Origin of the sequence: Tsukamurella tyrosinosolvens (assembly GCF_900104775.1) — a bacterium.
GTDB classification, from domain to species: Bacteria; Actinomycetota; Actinomycetes; order Mycobacteriales; family Mycobacteriaceae; genus Tsukamurella; species Tsukamurella tyrosinosolvens.
On the sequence record NZ_FNSA01000003.1, the window covers coordinates 4264017 to 4279406 of the forward strand.

The window sequence follows — 15390 nt, forward strand, 5'->3', positions numbered from 1 at the left end:
GCATGCGGACGCTCGCGATCACGCAGAACATCACCCTGGACGGACGGGTGGAGATGCTCGGCGACTGGTTCGACCCCACCGACCAGACGCCCGACCTGCTCGCCGAGGTGCACCGGCAGGACGCGGCGTGCGACGCCGTGCTGCTCGGCCGGCGGACCTTCGAGGAATTACGTGGCTACTGGCCCGAGCAGACCGACGACGCCACCGGGATCACCGACCAGCTCAACGCCGTCACGAAGTACGTGGTGAGCTCGAGCGTCGCCGACCCGAGGTGGCGGAACTCCGTCGTCCTGAGCGGGGATCCGATCGCCGAGGTCGCCGCCCTCAAGGAGCGGCCGGGCGGCGACATCGTGGTCACCGGCAGCATCACGCTGTGCCACGCCCTGATCGCCGCCGGCCTGGTGGATGAGTTCCGCCTGTTCATGTATCCCGCGGTGCAGGGTCGCGGGCGGGGACTGTTCCCCGAGGGACACGAGATCCCCCGGCTCGAGCTGCTCGGCTCGCTCGCGTTCAGCAACGGCGTCGTCGGCACGCGGCACCGCCCGCGCTAACAGCCGATCCGGGCGGCCGTGGCCGCCGGAACGCCCTTCTCCGCACACGAGAAGCCGCTGCCGAAGGCCACGCCGCTCCAGCCGCCGCCGGTGTAGCGGAACAGCAGTTTCGCGTTCTGGGGGTACGCGTCGCGGGCGGGGATGCGGGCGGTGGCCCAGTCGTCGGCGCAGGCGATCGCGTCGACGGTGAACGGCGTGACGATCTGTGCGCCCCAGTTCATCTCGGCGGTGGTCCGCAGGGTCTCGGGCGTCGCCTCCGAGCAGTGCGAGACCGGCGCGGGCGAGGTGGCAGCGGTGGGGGTCGGCACCGTCGTGGGGGCCGTGCCACCGTCGAAGACCTGCGGCGGCACGTCCTTGTCGGGCGTCACGGTGCGTCCCGAGAGCGTGTAGGTCACGACGACGGGGCCACCCGAGGCGCCGGCCGTGGCGTCGCCCGGGTTGAGCCAGCGGTAGGCGAGCGCGACCGAGTCGTGGGTGCTGCCGAAGACGCCGGTGAACGAGGTGTACCGACTGGTCGCCGTGCCGAGGTAGCCGAGGCGGTCGAAGAAGAGGAACCACACGGGCGAGCTGCCCGTCCCCTTGTTCAGGTCCGCACGCACCCACATCAGGGCGGGGCACGCGCCCGGCTTGGCGTCGGTCCCGCGGGTGGCGACGTAGCCGTCGCCGCGGAACGGCGGGAGCTTCGCCACCGCGTCGCGCACCGTCGAGGACGAGAGGTCCAGGCACGTCCCGTGGCCCGCCGTCACGGGGTCCTCCTCGCCGCCGCCCGCGCCGGGCGCCGTCGTCGCGCCCGCTCCGGTCTCCCCGGTCCCGGCCTGCGCGCTCGTCGCCGGGCCCGCGAAGGTCGACGGTGTCTCCCCCGCCGTCGTGGATCCGTCGCCGCACCCGCCGGTGAGAGCGAGTGCGGCGACGAGCGCGATGGCGGTCTTCGACGTCCTGTTCATGCATCCCCCCGAATGGTCGGCGCGCCTCGATGGCGTGCCGTCACCCCGTGATTCGGCGATGAGCAGTCGATCGTTACCACCGTGTAGTGCAGGTCAGTCGACGACCTTCGAGGCGGCGTGCTCCGTGATCCGGGAGATCCGGTCGACCGGGACCCGGATCGCCCGGCCGTCGTCGAGACGCACGGAGGCCTCCTCGTCGTAGGGGACGGAGAGGAGGGTGCCGAAGGCGGCGGGCTCCTCGAGGTATCGCACCCGGTCGCCCGGATACAGTCGCACTGTCACCACTGCTCGTTCCTTCGTCGTGCGGCCTGCGCGGATCGCGAGCCGGGCCCCACGGAGTCGTCGCGTGGAGCGAAGGACACATGATTGCCGCCTGCACGCATGACGCGCAACCGTACATGTACGGAACAGAACCCTTGTTTCACTTCAACGTATTCGCTCGAAGGGTGCCCGGCGAGCAGCGTGACCAGCGCCGACGACCCGCTTGCACCGCGCCCGCCCGGCACCAACCCCCGTACCGCCGTCGGGCGCGGCGACCGATGCCACTGCCACTACGCCGGGCTCACGCCGCTGAGCTGACTCATCGCCGCGAGGAACAGGCCGAGCTGGACCACGCCGCCCACGAGCGGCAGCCAGAACGCGGGCCTGCGCCGCACCATGAGGATCACGGCGACGACGAGGGTCACCAGGAAGACCACGCCACCGGCGAGATCGTTGAGGACGTACGCGGTGCCCAGCTTGTCGTAGTCGCAGTCGTTCGCGCCGCACGAATCCGTCGCCATCACCCAGAAGACGCTGAAGTACAGGAGCCCCAGCAGGACCACCGAATACACGGCGAACAGCGCGATCGTCACGACCGTGTCGAGGATCCGCCACGTCGGCCAGCGATTCGGTCCGGGCGGCGCGGGCATCGGAGCCGGGTACGGCTGGGCCTGGTTCATACTTCGATCATGCTGCGCGGGAGCGCTCCGCGGATCCGTAGCAGTGCGCGTCCCGCTAGGGGGAAGTACTCACACACCGTCAGTCGAACGAGTGGACCGCGCTGTAGACCACGCTCAGGTGCACGTCGAAGTCCTCGGCGATCCGCTCCTTACTCTCCCCTGCCGCGGCTCGTCGCTTCGCCTCCTCCTTCAGCACCGGATCCAGGGGCGTACGGCCCTTCGGCGGCCCCGGATTCGGCGGGAGCGGCAGTCGGATGAGCTGCCCGCCCTGCGACATCCGGTCGAAAATGTAGAAGCCGTAGTGCCCCACTTCGGTGTCAGCGTTCGCGTCCACCTCCCGGATCAGGTCCGCGTCCACCCCCTCGCGGAGGAGGGTGGCCCGGATCGTGCGGCGGACCGCGCCCAGATCGACGTCAGCTGCAGTCTTCGCGTCGCCGACCACCGCCCGGACCTCGTTGATCACCACGTCGCCGATCGCCTCGTAGTCGAGCTCGTCATCCGTCATGCCTCCACCGTCCCACCGTGCGCCGGCGAGGCGCATCAGGTGAATCCCCCAGAATCGACGCGGTCGACGAGGAGCGCTTCCCAACTCGGCCCCGGACACGAGAAAACCCCCTGCGAACAGGGGGTTTTCTTGTGGCCAGAGCCGGGATCGAACCGGCGACCTACCGCTTTTCAGGCGGTCGCTCGTACCAACTGAGCTACCTGGCCGTGCCGGTAAAACCGTCACCGCCGAGTTCATAGAACTCGGATGGCGACCCTGACGGGACTCGAACCCGCGACCTCCGCCGTGACAGGGCGGCGCGCTAACCAACTGCGCCACAGGGCCATATGCAATTTTTCGTCTTGCGACGTACCCCCTACGGGATTCGAACCCGCGCTACCGCCTTGAAAGGGCGGCGTCCTAGGCCACTAAACGAAGGGGGCTCGCTTCGGGCGACTTGAAGCCGCTCTCCGCACCGCTTCCGTGTTCCGTTGGGAGCTGGGATAGCTTATGGCACATTCCACCAACTTCCCAAATCGGCAGGTCAGAGCCCGGAAATCGGGCGCACAAGCACCTCTCGGTGAACGACTCCTGAACACCCCGGCGCGATCACCGCGCCGGCAGGTCCATCCGCGCCAGGCGCGCCGCGTCGAGGAGGGAGACGATGTCGACGATCCGCCCGCCGACCACCGTGCACGCCATGAGCGCGACCGGCTTCCCCGTGGGGCCCCAGACCAGGATGCCGGGCGCCCCGTTCACGCTGACGCGACGCGCCTCGATCCGGCTCGGATCTCCCCGTCGGGCCAGCTCGAGCACCGCGTTCGCGCCGATCGTGACCGTCTCGCCGCGCGCGGTCCGCCGGGTCCAGGTTAGGTCCGGGTCCAGCACCCGCAACAGCGCCTCGAAGTCGCCGCCGCGGGCCGCGGCGAGGAAGGCGTCGACCACGGCGCGCTGCTCCTGCCGCTCGGCCGTCGGCCGGGGGCTGCTCTGCACGCGCCGCCGGGCCCGGCTCGCGGCCATCTTCGCCGCGTCGGGCGAGCGGCCGACGATGGCGCCGACCTCGGCGAAGGGCACGGCGAACAGGTCGTGCAGGACGAAGGCGAGGCGCTCCTCCGGGCCCAGGGAATCCAGCACCACCATCAGCGCGAGCCCGACGGTGTCGGCCGCGATCGCGACGTCCTCGGGACCGTCGTCGTCGGTCACGATCGGGTCGGCGTCGTCGAAGTCCGTCTCGGGATGCGCCGTGCGAGAGCGCAGGACGTCGATGCAGATCCGCCCGACCACCCGCGTGAGCCACCCGCCCGGGTTGGCGATCGGCGGACCGTCGTACCGGTCGAGCCGCAGCCACGCCTCCTGGACCGCGTCCTCGGCGTCGGCGCGCGACCCGAGGGCGCGCGTCGCGACCGCGATCAGCCGCGGCCTGTGCTGCTCGAACTGCTCCGTGCGGGTCGTCCGGTCCATCGTCGTTACCTTTCCATGCGCTGATCCGTCAGAGGTGTGACGAGCCCGAACGGGCGAAGGTAACGAGAGGACACCGCCATGAACACCGCACTGTGGATCATCACCGCCGTCCTGGCCCTCGGTTTCACCGCCGGCGGCCTGGCTCTGCTCGCGCTCCCCCGCGATCGGTACCGGGCCCTCGGCGCGAACCAGCACTGGGTGGACGACTTCGGCGACGGGCACCTGAAGGCGATCGGCGCGATCAAGCTGACCGGCGGGCTGGGGTTGATCCTGCCGGCCGTCACCGGGGTGGCGACGGTGCTGTCGCCGCTCGCCGCGTGCGGACTCGCCCTGTTCATGGCGGGTGCGGCGACCACGCGACTCCGTCGCGACGAATGGGCGTACATGGCCGGCGACGTCGTCTTCATCGCCGCGTTCGCGTTCGTGGCGTGGGGCCGGTTCGCGCTCGCCCCGTACTGACCCGTTGACGGACCAATACGTAAGTAGTAACTTACGTATTGTGTCCGTCGCAGCCGACCCCTGGTCCGCCCTCGCCGATCCCACCCGGCGAACGGTCTTCGCCCGCGTGGCGGCCGGGCCGTGTTCGGTCACCGAGATCGCGCGCGACCTGCCTGTCAGCCGGCCCGCCGTCTCGCAGCACCTCCGCGTCCTCCTCGACGCGCATCTCGTCGACGTGCGTAAGCAGGGCCGCGAACGCCTCTACCGGCCCCGGCCCGACGGGCTGGCCGCGATGCGCCGCGAGCTCGAGGGCTACTGGACGCAGACGCTGACCACGTTCAAGCACCTGGCCGAACAGGCCTACGCCGAAGAAGGGAACCCACCGTCATGAGCGCCGCATCGCCCGCCCCCACCGCATTGCAGGTCGACATCGTGGTCGACGTGCCGATCGACTTCGCGTATCGCGTCTTCACCGAGCGCTTCGACGAGATCAAGCCGCGCGAGCACAACCTGCTCGCCGTGCCGATCGAGCGGACCGTGCTCGAACCGCACGCCGGCGGCACGGTCTACGACGTGGGGACGGACGGCACCGTCTGCACCTGGGCGCGCGTGCTCGCCTGCGACCCGCCGCACTCACTGACGATCAGCTGGGACATCAGCCCGCAGTGGCGGATCGAGGCCGATCCGGGGCGGACCAGCGAGGTCGAGATCCGCTTCGTCGCGGAGACGCCGGCGCGCACCCGCGTCGAGATCGAGCACCGGCACCTCGACCGCCACGGTGAGGGCTGGGAGCAGGCATCCGCCGGGATCGGTGGAGCCAACGGCTGGCCGCTGTACCTCGACCGCTTCCGCGCGGTCGCCGAGGGCGCCGCCGGCCGGTAGGTGTCCCGTGCTTCAGGATGTCGAGTTCTGGTGCCGTGGACGTGCTCCTGTGCACGTCGACGCGTCCTGAGGTCGAATTCCTGAGCCACCGAGGTCGGTGACGGCCCGCGCGACCAGCTCCGCGCGGCGCTGCGGGGTGCGGGCTTTGAGCAGCGTGAGGATCACGGCGTAGCGGTCGGACCGGCTCATCGCGTCGAAGGCCGCCGCGGCGCCGGGGGTCTCGGCCAGCGCCGCGGCAAGGTCCGGCGGGGTCTCCGCGGTGCGTTGGGACTCGTAGGCGGCGTCCCACCGACCGTCCGCCCGCGCTGCGTCGCGCTGCGCGTAGCCCGCCGGCCGCACCCTCCCCGCGGCCGCGAGCGCCTCGAACTTCTCCACGTTGATCCGCGACCAGGCACTGGTGCGTCGCCGCGGCGAGTACCGCTGCAGGAAGGAGTCGGCGTCGTTCGACTTCCGCTGCCCGTCGATCCACCCGAAGCAGAGCGCCGCATCCAGCGCGTCCCCGATCGTCAGCCCCGGCACCGTGGATCCGCGTCGCGCGATCCGCAGCCACGCCTCCGGCGCGGTGTCGTGGTGGTGCTGCAGCCAGGCTTCCCACTCGTCGCAGGTGGCGAAGGCCATTACACCCATGAGAATTCCCCATCTCGGCGAATCGCAGCGATTCGGTTCGAGCGACGAAACCTGTCAGTCGTGATCGCGAGAATGACGATAGGCGCGAGTGCCCCCCGTGGGACTCGAACCCACAACCAGCCGATTAAAAGTCGGATGCTCTGCCAATTGAGCTAGGGGGGCGCGATGCGAGAGTACCAGTGGCCCCGCGGACGCCATGAATACGAGGCCACCGTGAACAACACCCAGGTTTGCGTCGAATGTCACCGCGAGCTTCCCCTCTCCGACTTCTACCGGCGCAAGGGCCGAACCAGGCCGTACCGCTTCTGCCGACAATGCCAGTCGGCGCGCACCCGGGCGTATCGCCGAGCCAAACCCGACGTCGGCGCTGCGGACCGCGCACGACGAGCACGGGCCCGGGATCCTGAGCGGTTCGCGGAGAAGGATCGCCTCCGTGCCCAGTCCGACCTGTTCAAGGAGAAGCGTCGCCGCCGGGCGGTCGAGCAGTCCACCTACTACAAGAAGTGGTACGCCATCAACCGAGAACATGTGCTCGCGTTGCACCGTGCCTACCGCGGTGATCCAACGATGCTCGCGACTCTCAATGCCCGCAAGCAGGCTTGGTACGCCGCGCACCCCGAGAATCGGCGGCGAGAACGCCACCGGCGCGCTGCACGGTTGCGCAGCGCTGCAGCGGTGCCGTTCACAGGCGACCTGCTCAACGAACGGATGTCCCTCTGGTCAGGATGCTGGATGTGTGGCGAGCCCTTCACTGCTCACCGAATTCGCACCGTCGATCACGTGAAGCCGCTGTCGAAAGGCGGGCCGGACATGCTGGCGAATCTCCGGCCCGCCTGCAAGTCCTGCAACTGACGCAAGGGCGACCGATGGCCGTTCCCTCACCAATCCGCAGGCCTTTGCGGACCCGTCAGTTCGATGCCGCGTTGACCATCCAGTGCACGCCGAAGCCGTCGATGCACATGCCGAAGGTGTCGCCCCACGGCGCCTGCACGAACGGGACGGTGACGGAGCCGCTGGCGGACAGCTTCTCCCACCACCCGGTGAGCTTCGCGAGGTCGTCACCCGAGAGGGAGACGGAGATGTCGTCACCGACGTTCCGCGGCATCCTCGCCGGCGTATCGGCGCACATGAGGGTGAATCCGTCCGACGTGGTGAGCTGGCCGTGCATCACCTTGGTGGCGTCGTTCGGGTCGGAGAGCATCTCGGGCGGCATGCCCTCGAAGGTCGAGATCTCGAGCTCGCCACCGAAGACGTCCCGGTAGAACTCGAGCGCCTCGCGGGCGTTGTCGGAGAAGCTGATGTAGGGGTTCAGGCGTACGGTCATGCCCCTGATTCTGCTCCCGCCGACCGACGAGTTCATACAGTTCGTCCAGCGGATTCCGCCCGTTCACCCCCGCGACCGCCCCCGCGGGCAGCCTGGCGGAATGCAGCCGATGCACATCGTTCAGCTGGCGAACTTCTACGGGCCCCGTTCCGGCGGCCTGCGCACCGCCGTGGACCAGTTGGGCGCGGGCTACGTCGACCGCGGGCACGCCGTCACGCTGGTGGTCGCCGGCCGCGCGCGGCGCGACGAGGTGCTCGACTCCGGCGTCCGCCGCATCACGGTCCCGGGCCGCAAGTTCTTCAAGGTCGAGGGCTACCGGGCCGCCAGCCCGGTGCTCATCCGCCGCCTGCTCCCGACGCTCGGCGCCGACAGTCTGGAGGTCTCCGACCGCCTCACGCTGCGCGGGATGGGCCCGTGGGCCAAGGCCCACGGCATCGGCTCGATCATGATCAGCCACGAGCGCCTGGACCGGATGATCGAGCTGGGGGCACCCGCGGGCGTGGCGACCTGGGCCGCCGACGTCGCGAACCTCGGCACGGCCCGCAGCTACGACACCGTCGTCTGCACCACCGCCTTCGCCGGCGAGGAGTTCGCCCGCGTGCAGGCGCCCAACGTCGAGACCGTCCCGCTCGGCGTCGACCTCGCGACCTTCCGCCCCGACCGCGCCACGCCCCGGGCCCGGCAACGTTGGTCCGACGGTGCCGACGTCCTCCTCGTGCAGTCCTGCCGGCTGTCGATGGAGAAGCACCCGGCGCGCGGCATCGAGGTCGTGCGGGCCCTCGTCGCCGACGGGGTGCGGGCCCGCCTCGTGATCGCGGGCGACGGCGCCATGGCCGACGAGCTGCAGCGGCAGGCCCAGGGCCTCCCGGTCGAATTCACCGGTCACCTCGCGGACCGCGACGACCTGGCCGACCTGCTCGCGACCGCGGACGTCGCGATCTGCCCCGGGCCGCACGAGACCTTCGGGCTCAGCGCGATGGAGGCGCTCGCCTCCGGGACTCCGATCGTGGTGTCGCGCAACAGCGCCCTCGCCGACGTCACCCGTGACGGCTGCGGGCTCCCCGCCGCGGACACGGGGGCGGCGTTCGCCGCGGCCGTGCGGTCGGTCCTGGGCGGCGACCACGGCGCGGCGGCGCGGGCGTGCGCCGAGCAGTACACCTGGGACCGCGCGGTGGACGCCATGCTGGTCCTGCACCGCGCGACGGCCCAGCGGCGGATGTTCCTGCGCGCCGGGCGATCAGCGCAGCCGGTCGCCCGACTCCGCGTGGAAGAACAGCGCCTGCTCCGTCGCCGGGACCAGGCCGGTCTGCTCGCCGGCTCGTAGCGTCGTCGCGCGGTCGGCGCGCGCCACGACGGGCTTGTCCTGCCCGTCGACGGTCACGTAGACGAGAGCCTCGGCGCCGAGCTCCTCCACCAGCGCGACGGTGCCCTCCGCCGCGCCCGGCGTACCCGCCGGGACGATCTCCAGCCCCTCGGGCCGCAGGCCGACGGTCACCGTCGCACCGGATTCGACGGTGCGGGGCACCGGCACCACGGCACCCGCGAGGTCGGCGCCCGCGTCGGTGCGCGGCACCGTCAGCAGGTTCATGCCGGGCGAGCCGAGGAAGCCCGCGACGAAGGTGTTGACCGGGTCGTCGTAGAGCTCGCGGGGCGGCGCGACCTGTTGCAGCAGACCGTCCTTGAGTACCGCGACGCGGTCGCCCATGGTCATGGCCTCCACCTGGTCGTGCGTCACGTACAGCGTGGTGACGCCGAGCCGTCGCTGCAGCGCGGAGATCTGCGACCGGGTCGAGACCCGCAGCCGCGCATCGAGGTTGGACAGGGGCTCGTCCATCGCGAAGACCTTGGGGTGGCGCACGATGGCGCGGCCCATGGCGACGCGCTGGCGCTGCCCGCCCGAGAGCCGCGCGGGCTTGCGGTCGAGCAGCGGTTCCAGCTCCAGCATCGCGGCGGCCTCGGCCACCTGCTTCGCCGTGTCCTCCTTGGAGACGCCGGCGTTGCGCAGCGCGAAGCCCATGTTCTGCGCCACCGTCATGTTCGGGTAGAGCGCGTAGTTCTGGAAGACCATGGCCACGTCGCGCTTCTTCGGCGAGACCGCCGTGACGTCCACGTCGTCGATGAGGATCCGCCCCTCGGTGACCGCCTCGAGCCCGGCCAGCGCCCGCAGGCTGGTGGACTTGCCGCAGCCCGACGGACCGACCAGCACGACGAACTCGCCGTCGGCGATGTCCAGATCGAGCGAGCTGACCGAGGGCCGCTCGGCGCCCGGGTACTGGACGGTCGCACCGTCGAAACGCACCGTTGCCATGGTCTTCCTTGACTCCTAGTTCCTACGAAACCGACTGCCGCCGGGATTACTTCGGCAGCTTGGGCTTGATCTGCGAGTCGATCTTGCCCTGGATGGTCTTCTGCAGCGCACCGAGCACGGCCGCGGTGTCGCCACCGGTCGCGATCTGCTGCAGCGCCCGGCCGATGTCCTCGCCGCCGCCCGGCACGAAGACGCGGGCGTTGTCCTGGCTGCGGGTCAACGGGAGCTGCTTGACAGCCGTGCCGAAGTTCGGGTTCTTCTCGATGAAGGCCTTCATCGACGGCTCGTCGACGGCGGCCTTGCGCACCGGCATGTAGCCCGTGGCCTGCGAGAACTTCGACGTGTTCGCCGTGTTGGTGAGGAACTCGATGAACTTCACCGCCGCGGCCTTGCGCTCGGCCGAGATGCCCTCGGCCACTGCGACGCCCGCGCCGCCGGTGGGGCACGACTTGCCGGCGGGGCCGGGCAGGAAGGCGGTGCCGAGGTCGAACTTGGCGGTGGTGGTGATCGTCTTGAGGGAGCCGGTGGACTGCAGGGTGACCGCGGCCAGGCCCGCACCGAAGTCGTTCTCGGGGGTGGTGGCGAGGCGGCCCCACTTGCCGATGACGTCCTTGAGCTGGTTCGCCGCGGCGATCGACTCCGGGGTGGTGAACTTCAGGTCCCAGCCGTCGGAGTAGGCGCCGCCCTTGGACCAGTTCCAGCCCTCGAAGACCCAGTCGATGTAGTTCTCGCCGTCGGCGATGACGATGGCCTTCTTGTCGCCGCCGATGGCCTCCTGGATGCGGGGCGCCCACTGCGCGAACTCGTCCCAGTCCTTGGGGCCGCGGTCCTCGAGGCCGGCCTTCTTCCACACGTCCTTGTTGTAGTAGAACAGCGGCGTCGAGCGGGCGAAGGGCACCGCGTAGTGCTTGCCCTCGAACTTCGTGTCGGCGAGCAGGGAGTCGACGTACTCCTCCGGCTTAAGACCGGCGCCCGCGAACAGGTCGTCGAGCGGGGCGATCTGCTTGTTCAGCGCGAAGTTGAACCAGGTGACGTCGGAGACGACGATGATGTCGGCCTTGTCGCCGCCGGAGAGCGAGGTCTGGAACTTCTGGGCGACCTGCTCGTAGTTCTTGCCGCCGTCGAGCAGCTCCACCTTGATGCCGGGGTTGGCCTTCTGGAACTCGTCGATCAGCGCCTGCTCGGTGGCCTTCGAGCTGCCGGGGTGGTTGCTGAGGAAGCGCAGCGTGATGTCGCCGCCGCCCCCGCCGCTGCCCGAGTTCGACGAGCCGCCGCCCGAACCCGAGCCCGCGCACGCCGCCGCCACCGCCGCGGTCGCCGCGAGGCCGGTGACGAGGAATCCGCGCCGTGTGAAGTCGCCCATGAGTTTCTCCCTTGGTGTTTCTTCTGTGGTGGTCCCGGTCAGCCCTTGACGGCGCCGGAGGTGAGGCCCTTGATCATCTGCCGCTGGAGGATCAGGAAGACGATGAGCATCGGCAGCGCCGTGAGCAGGGTGGCCGCCATGACGGGCCCCCAGTTCACCCCCTGCTCGGTGTTCTGGAGCAGGGTGAGTCCGACGGGCAGCGGCGCGACGGCGGCGTTGTCCGACATGAGAAACGGCCAGAGGTACTCGTTCCACTCGTTCACCAGCGTGATGACCGCGAAGGCCACCATCGTCGGAATCGAGACGGGCAGGATCACCCGGAACAGCAGCCGCAGGTGCCCGGCCCCGTCCATGCGCGCCGCCTCCACGATCTCTTTCGGCAGCGAGAGGAAGTGGTTGCGCATGAGGAAGGTGCCGAACGCGACGCCCGCCAGCGGCAGGATGATGCCGACGAACGTGTTGCGGTAGTCCGCCATCAGCGCGTAGTTCGAGATCACCGTGATCTGGTTGGGCACCATGAGCGCCGCGATCACCACGAGGAAGAGCAGCTTCTTGAACGGGAAGCGCAGGAAGACCAGCGCGTACGCGGTGCTCACGCCGAGCACGAACTTGATCGCCCCGGTGACGAGCGTGATGATCGCCGAGTTCCGCAGGTACTGCCAGTACGGGATCTCCTGCGTCACGTAGCTGTAGTTCTCCGGGTACCAGGTCGGCGGCCACCACGTCGCGGGCGAGACGAAGATGTCCGGCCGGTCCTTGAACGAGGTGATCACGATGAAGTAGACGGGCACCGCCACGAGCAGCAGCGTGCCCGCCATGCCGAGGTAGCCGAGCACCTTCATTCCGGTGTTGCCCGTGGGCGATCCGCTCACTTGTCGTCCCCCCGGTCCATCATCCGCACCTGCACCACGGTCACGATCAGGAGCACGAGGAACATGATCGTCGCGATGGTCGCGCCGTAGCCGGCGCGCTGGTTCCGGAAGGTCTGCCAGTAGATGTCGAACACCATCGTCGTGGTGCCGCCCTGCGGGCCGCCCGCGGGGAACATGATGTTGATGATGTCGAAGACCTGAAGGCTGTTGAGCAGCACGGTGATCGACAGGAAGTACGTCGCCGGGCGCAACTGCGGCAGCGTGACGCGCCAGAACTTGCGCCACGCCGGCGTCCCGTCGATCGCGGCGGCCTCGTCGAGATCCTTGTTGAGACCCTGCAGCGCGGCGAGGTAGATGACGAAGGTGTAGCCCAGGTTCTTCCAGATGTAGGTGAAGGTCACCAGGAACAGCGCCCAGCCGGGGTTCTGGTAGAAGTCCGGGCTCTCGATGCCGAACCACGCGAGGATCGAGGCGGCCGCGCCGAACTGCGGGTTGAACACGAAGTAGAAGGCCGCGCCGATCGCCGCGCCGGAGATCACGAAGGGCGCGAAGACGGCCGAGCGGACCAGGTTGCGGCCCTTGAGGTTCTGATCCAGCAGCATCGCCAGGGCGAGCCCCAGCACCATCGAGAAGACCACCGCGCTCACCGTGAAGATCAGCGTGATGGTGACGACCTGCCAGCTCTCCGCCTTGGTGAAGAACTCGCGGTAGTTGTCCAGCCCGATCCATTTCGCCGGGTCGGCGCCGGCGAGCGACCATTCGTGGAAGCTCAGCCGCACGTTGTCGATCAGCGGGCGATAGGTGAAGACGGCCAGCAGCACCAGGTTCGGCACGACGAACAACAGGAACAGCAGGTTGTCCTTGGGTACCAGGTTGGCGGCCAGCCCCGTCTTGGGTGATGGCTCCACCCGTTCGGTCGTGGCGGTCACTGCCGTAGCGTGCTGCACTTCCCCGTCCGGCGGACGAAAACCGGGAAAAGATTCGGTAACGAATTCATGATCGCACGGGGCGCGTGCCGCGCTCCGGCATGACAGATGTCATCGGGAATCGGTGACAACCAGCGGAAAAGCCCTGACAGCGCGCACTACTGGCCGGGCCGGATCGCGGCGAAGCTTGATCTCATGAACGCCAACGATCTCCACACCGTCCACCGTCCCGAGCATCCGCACCCGGCCCCGTCCCGAAACGGGCTGCACGACTACTTCGTCGACGTCTGCCGGCTCGGCCCCGCGCCGACCCGGGCCCGCGAGGGCGCCGTCGTCGTCACGACCGTCCTCATCGTCGCCCTCGTCGTGGTCCTCCTGCAGCCGCCGGTGCTGCTGGCGTCGATCGTCGCCGGCGTCGCCGCGCTGCACCTCGCGGTGCGGTGGGTGCTCGGCACCCGGAAGTGGGACCGTCGATGAGCGCCCCGATCACTCCCGCCCCCGGCCCCGTCATCGAGGCGACCGGCCTGCGCCGCACCTACGGCTCGGGCGCGACCGCGTTCGAAGCGGTGCGCGGCATCGACCTGCACGTCGCGGCGGGCGAGGTCTTCGCGCTCCTCGGCACCAACGGCGCCGGCAAAACCTCGACGCTCGACCTGCTGGAGGGCCTCGCCCGGCCGAGCGCCGGCGAGCTCGCCGTCTTCGGCCTCGACCCGCACGCCGAGCGCCGCCGGGTCCGCCCGCTGACCGGCATCATGCTGCAGTCGGGCGGCCTGCCCGCCGAGCTGACCGTGCGCGAGACCCTGGAAATGTGGCGCGGCACCTGCAGCAATCCCACCACCGCCGACGCCGTGCTCGACCGTGTGAACCTGCGCGAGCGCGCCGACGTCCGGGTGGGCGCCCTCTCCGGCGGCGAGCAGCGGCGCGTCGACCTGGCGTGCGCGCTCATCGGGCAGCCGCGCCTGCTGTTCCTCGACGAGCCGACCACCGGCCTCGACCCCGAGAGCCGCCGCGCCACCTGGAAGCTGCTCGACGAGCTCAAGCGCGACGGCGTCACGATGGTGCTCACCACGCACTACCTCGACGAGGCCGAGGCGCTCGCCGACCGCATCGCGATCATGCACCGCGGCGCCATCGCCCGGCTCGGGACGCTCCGCGAGATCGTCGAGGGCCACCCCGCCGAGATCGCCTTCGACGACCCCGGCGTGCCCCTGCCGTCGCTCGCGGGCGGCTGGTCCGCCGGCGCCGATGGTGCCGGCCGCGTCACGCTGCGCACCTTCCGGCTGCAGGACGACCTGCACGCCCTCCTCGGGTGGGCCGCCGACCGCGGCCTCGCGCTGTCCGGGCTGCAGGCCCGGCACCCCTCCCTCGAGTCCGTCTTCCTCACCATCGCGAGCGGGGACGAGACCCCCGCCGACGATCCGATCGGAGCCCCCGCATGACCGCCACCACCGCCGCCACCGCGGCCGCACCCGCCGTCGGATACGGCCGGCACCCGCTGCGCGCCCTCGCGCACGCCGAGTTCCTGCAGTTCCGGCGCAACAAGACGCTGCTCTTCATGGGCACCGTCTTCCCCATCGGCATGCCCCTGCTCCTGTTCTTCCTCGCGCGGGGCGACGCGGCGCCGAAGCCGCTCGGCGTGGCGATCACGATGGAGATGTTCGCGGTCTTCGCGCTTCTGTTCGTGCAGTACTACTCGGTGCTGTCGATGGTCACGACCCGCCGCTCCGAGGGCGTGCTCAAACGCCTGCGCACCGGCGAGTCCTCGGACCTGCAGATCCTCGCGGCGCCCGCGGTGCCGGGCATCGCGCTGACCGTCCTCGGCGCGGTCATCGTGTCCGGCGCGGTGTACGGCGCGGGCGGGCCGATGCCGGTGAACGCGCTACTCATGGTGTTCGCGCTCGCCGCGGGCCTGGTGATCTTCACGTTGCTCGCGCTGGCCACCAGCGCGATGACCAAGAACGCCGAGGCGGCGCAGATCACGTCGATGCCCGTCATGGTGATCTCGATGGTGGGCATGGCGAGCATCCGGCAGCTCCTCCCCGACCGGCTCGCGCTGATCGCCGACTGGACGCCGTTCGCCGCGATCTCCGACCTCATCCGGCTGGGGCAGGCGGGCCTCGCGCCCGGGGCGCCCGACGACGCCGCCACGCTCGGCTTCGCCGCCACCTTCGGCGAGACCGGCCGTCCGCTTGCGACACTGGCGGTATGGACCGTGATCTCGGTAGTTCTCGCCAAGCGGTGGTTCCGCTGGGACGACCGCGGGTGATCG

19 protein-coding genes, 4 tRNA genes and 1 pseudogene are annotated in these 15390 nt (G+C 70.0%); 9 read left to right on the top strand and 15 right to left on the bottom strand.

The window, feature by feature from the left end; genetic code table 11:
- Positions 1–2 precede the first annotated feature (2 nt).
- Complete coding sequence (locus BLW32_RS23180; protein WP_068741519.1) at positions 3–551, top strand: dihydrofolate reductase family protein; 549 nt, start codon at positions 3–5, stop codon at positions 549–551.
- Here BLW32_RS23180 and BLW32_RS23185 read toward each other — a convergent pair.
- The 8 genes and pseudogenes from BLW32_RS23185 to BLW32_RS23220 form a co-directional block, all read right to left on the bottom strand.
- The gene (locus BLW32_RS23185) at positions 548–1495 is read right to left on the bottom strand and encodes an LppP/LprE family lipoprotein (protein WP_068741518.1); all 948 of its coding nucleotides are present in this window, start codon (positions 1493–1495) and stop codon (positions 548–550) included. The genes BLW32_RS23180 and BLW32_RS23185 overlap by 4 nt on opposite strands.
- A gap of 93 nt (positions 1496–1588) precedes the next feature.
- On the bottom strand, positions 1589–1777 hold the full coding sequence (locus tag BLW32_RS23190) for a hypothetical protein (protein WP_139286296.1): 189 nt from the start codon (positions 1775–1777) through the stop codon (positions 1589–1591).
- Positions 1778–2046: 269 nt separating this feature from the next.
- Positions 2047–2469 (bottom strand): annotated as a pseudogene (locus BLW32_RS23195) (DUF6264 family protein); the annotation flags it as partial.
- Positions 2470–2515: 46 nt separating this feature from the next.
- Complete coding sequence (locus BLW32_RS23200) at positions 2516–2941, bottom strand: helix-turn-helix domain-containing protein (protein ID WP_139286297.1); 426 nt, start codon at positions 2939–2941, stop codon at positions 2516–2518.
- 132 nt (positions 2942–3073) lie between these two features.
- Positions 3074–3147, bottom strand: a tRNA-Phe gene (locus BLW32_RS23205).
- Positions 3148–3188: 41 nt separating this feature from the next.
- A tRNA-Asp gene (locus BLW32_RS23210) sits at positions 3189–3265 on the bottom strand.
- Positions 3266–3290: 25 nt separating this feature from the next.
- Positions 3291–3363, bottom strand: a tRNA-Glu gene (locus tag BLW32_RS23215).
- 166 nt (positions 3364–3529) lie between these two features.
- Positions 3530–4381, bottom strand: a complete 852-nt coding sequence (locus BLW32_RS23220) for a sigma-70 family RNA polymerase sigma factor (RefSeq protein ID WP_068741514.1) — start codon at positions 4379–4381, stop codon at positions 3530–3532.
- Between the two features lie 78 nt (positions 4382–4459).
- Between BLW32_RS23220 and BLW32_RS23225 the strand changes: the two genes are divergently transcribed.
- Genes BLW32_RS23225 through BLW32_RS23235 form a run of 3 tightly spaced genes read left to right on the top strand, consistent with a single transcriptional unit; the run spans position 4460 to position 5701 of the window.
- Entirely contained in the window at positions 4460–4840 is a 381-nt protein-coding gene (locus BLW32_RS23225; protein ID WP_068741513.1) for a DoxX family protein, read from the top strand.
- Positions 4841–4880: 40 nt separating this feature from the next.
- Positions 4881–5210 carry an ArsR/SmtB family transcription factor gene (locus BLW32_RS23230; protein ID WP_074850803.1) on the top strand — a complete coding sequence of 110 codons (330 nt, stop codon included), beginning with the start codon at positions 4881–4883 and terminating at the stop codon, positions 5208–5210.
- On the top strand, positions 5207–5701 hold the full coding sequence (locus BLW32_RS23235; RefSeq protein ID WP_068741512.1) for an SRPBCC family protein: 495 nt from the start codon (positions 5207–5209) through the stop codon (positions 5699–5701). Before BLW32_RS23230 ends, BLW32_RS23235 begins: the two co-directional genes overlap by 4 nt.
- A gap of 12 nt (positions 5702–5713) precedes the next feature.
- Here BLW32_RS23235 and BLW32_RS23240 read toward each other — a convergent pair whose 3' ends face one another.
- On the bottom strand, positions 5714–6319 hold the full coding sequence (locus BLW32_RS23240) for a YdeI/OmpD-associated family protein (RefSeq protein ID WP_231857367.1): 606 nt from the start codon (positions 6317–6319) through the stop codon (positions 5714–5716).
- Between the two features lie 98 nt (positions 6320–6417).
- Positions 6418–6490, bottom strand: a tRNA-Lys gene (locus tag BLW32_RS23245).
- A 51-nt stretch (positions 6491–6541) separates the two neighbouring features.
- Between BLW32_RS23245 and BLW32_RS26825 the strand changes: the two genes are divergently transcribed.
- Positions 6542–7180 carry an HNH endonuclease signature motif containing protein gene (locus tag BLW32_RS26825; protein WP_170181084.1) on the top strand — a complete coding sequence of 213 codons (639 nt, stop codon included), beginning with the start codon at positions 6542–6544 and terminating at the stop codon, positions 7178–7180.
- A gap of 55 nt (positions 7181–7235) precedes the next feature.
- Here the strand turns inward: BLW32_RS26825 and BLW32_RS23255 are convergent, their stop codons facing one another.
- Positions 7236–7652 (bottom strand): VOC family protein, encoded by a 417-nt coding sequence (locus tag BLW32_RS23255; protein ID WP_068741511.1) that lies wholly within the window; start codon positions 7650–7652, stop codon positions 7236–7238.
- Positions 7653–7761: 109 nt separating this feature from the next.
- Between BLW32_RS23255 and BLW32_RS23260 the strand changes: the two genes are divergently transcribed.
- Positions 7762–8976, top strand: coding sequence for a glycosyltransferase (locus BLW32_RS23260; protein ID WP_068626446.1), 1215 nt, complete (start codon positions 7762–7764; stop codon positions 8974–8976).
- Here the strand turns inward: BLW32_RS23260 and BLW32_RS23265 are convergent.
- The 4 genes from BLW32_RS23265 to BLW32_RS23280 are packed head-to-tail and all read right to left on the bottom strand — an operon-like array spanning position 8890 to position 13124.
- Entirely contained in the window at positions 8890–9960 is a 1071-nt protein-coding gene (locus BLW32_RS23265; RefSeq protein WP_068522718.1) for an ABC transporter ATP-binding protein, read from the bottom strand. The two genes, BLW32_RS23260 and BLW32_RS23265, sit on opposite strands and share 87 nt — an antisense overlap.
- 46 nt (positions 9961–10006) lie before the next feature.
- Positions 10007–11323, bottom strand: coding sequence for an ABC transporter substrate-binding protein (locus tag BLW32_RS23270; RefSeq protein WP_068741510.1), 1317 nt, complete (start codon positions 11321–11323; stop codon positions 10007–10009).
- 38 nt (positions 11324–11361) lie between these two features.
- Complete coding sequence (locus BLW32_RS23275) at positions 11362–12165, bottom strand: carbohydrate ABC transporter permease (protein WP_225535714.1); 804 nt, start codon at positions 12163–12165, stop codon at positions 11362–11364.
- Positions 12166–12191: 26 nt separating this feature from the next.
- On the bottom strand, positions 12192–13124 hold the full coding sequence (locus tag BLW32_RS23280) for a carbohydrate ABC transporter permease (protein WP_068522721.1): 933 nt from the start codon (positions 13122–13124) through the stop codon (positions 12192–12194).
- 192 nt (positions 13125–13316) lie between these two features.
- Here BLW32_RS23280 and BLW32_RS23285 point away from each other — a divergent pair, with 192 nt between their 5' ends.
- From BLW32_RS23285 to BLW32_RS23295, 3 genes are read left to right on the top strand one after another with little or no spacing between them, the layout of a single operon-like run.
- Positions 13317–13598, top strand: coding sequence for a hypothetical protein (locus tag BLW32_RS23285; RefSeq protein WP_068741509.1), 282 nt, complete (start codon positions 13317–13319; stop codon positions 13596–13598).
- Positions 13595–14560, top strand: a complete 966-nt coding sequence (locus BLW32_RS23290; RefSeq protein WP_068522723.1) for an ABC transporter ATP-binding protein — start codon at positions 13595–13597, stop codon at positions 14558–14560. The genes BLW32_RS23285 and BLW32_RS23290 overlap by 4 nt, the downstream gene beginning before the upstream one ends.
- Positions 14557–15387 (top strand): ABC transporter permease, encoded by an 831-nt coding sequence (locus tag BLW32_RS23295; protein WP_068741508.1) that lies wholly within the window; start codon positions 14557–14559, stop codon positions 15385–15387. The genes BLW32_RS23290 and BLW32_RS23295 overlap by 4 nt, the downstream gene beginning before the upstream one ends.
- Positions 15388–15390: the final 3 nt, after the last annotated feature.

What these genes read in the sequence shown, in the direction of transcription:
- BLW32_RS23180 (WP_068741519.1), top strand. Translation starts at nt 3, where the DNA reads ATGCGGACGCTCGCGATCACGCAGAACATCACCCTGGACGGACGGGTG.
- BLW32_RS23185 (WP_068741518.1), bottom strand. Translation starts at nt 1,495, where the DNA reads ATGAACAGGACGTCGAAGACCGCCATCGCGCTCGTCGCCGCACTCGCT.
- BLW32_RS23200 (WP_139286297.1), bottom strand. Translation starts at nt 2,941, where the DNA reads ATGACGGATGACGAGCTCGACTACGAGGCGATCGGCGACGTGGTGATC.
- BLW32_RS23220 (WP_068741514.1), bottom strand. Translation starts at nt 4,381, where the DNA reads ATGGACCGGACGACCCGCACGGAGCAGTTCGAGCAGCACAGGCCGCGG.
- BLW32_RS23225 (WP_068741513.1), top strand. Translation starts at nt 4,460, where the DNA reads ATGAACACCGCACTGTGGATCATCACCGCCGTCCTGGCCCTCGGTTTC.
- BLW32_RS23235 (WP_068741512.1), top strand. Translation starts at nt 5,207, where the DNA reads ATGAGCGCCGCATCGCCCGCCCCCACCGCATTGCAGGTCGACATCGTG.
- BLW32_RS23240 (WP_231857367.1), bottom strand. Translation starts at nt 6,319, where the DNA reads ATGGCCTTCGCCACCTGCGACGAGTGGGAAGCCTGGCTGCAGCACCAC.
- BLW32_RS23255 (WP_068741511.1), bottom strand. Translation starts at nt 7,652, where the DNA reads ATGACCGTACGCCTGAACCCCTACATCAGCTTCTCCGACAACGCCCGC.
- BLW32_RS23260 (WP_068626446.1), top strand. Translation starts at nt 7,762, where the DNA reads ATGCACATCGTTCAGCTGGCGAACTTCTACGGGCCCCGTTCCGGCGGC.
- BLW32_RS23265 (WP_068522718.1), bottom strand. Translation starts at nt 9,960, where the DNA reads ATGGCAACGGTGCGTTTCGACGGTGCGACCGTCCAGTACCCGGGCGCC.
- BLW32_RS23270 (WP_068741510.1), bottom strand. Translation starts at nt 11,323, where the DNA reads ATGGGCGACTTCACACGGCGCGGATTCCTCGTCACCGGCCTCGCGGCG.
- BLW32_RS23275 (WP_225535714.1), bottom strand. Translation starts at nt 12,165, where the DNA reads ATGAAGGTGCTCGGCTACCTCGGCATGGCGGGCACGCTGCTGCTCGTG.
- BLW32_RS23285 (WP_068741509.1), top strand. Translation starts at nt 13,317, where the DNA reads ATGAACGCCAACGATCTCCACACCGTCCACCGTCCCGAGCATCCGCAC.
- BLW32_RS23290 (WP_068522723.1), top strand. Translation starts at nt 13,595, where the DNA reads ATGAGCGCCCCGATCACTCCCGCCCCCGGCCCCGTCATCGAGGCGACC.
- BLW32_RS23295 (WP_068741508.1), top strand. Translation starts at nt 14,557, where the DNA reads ATGACCGCCACCACCGCCGCCACCGCGGCCGCACCCGCCGTCGGATAC.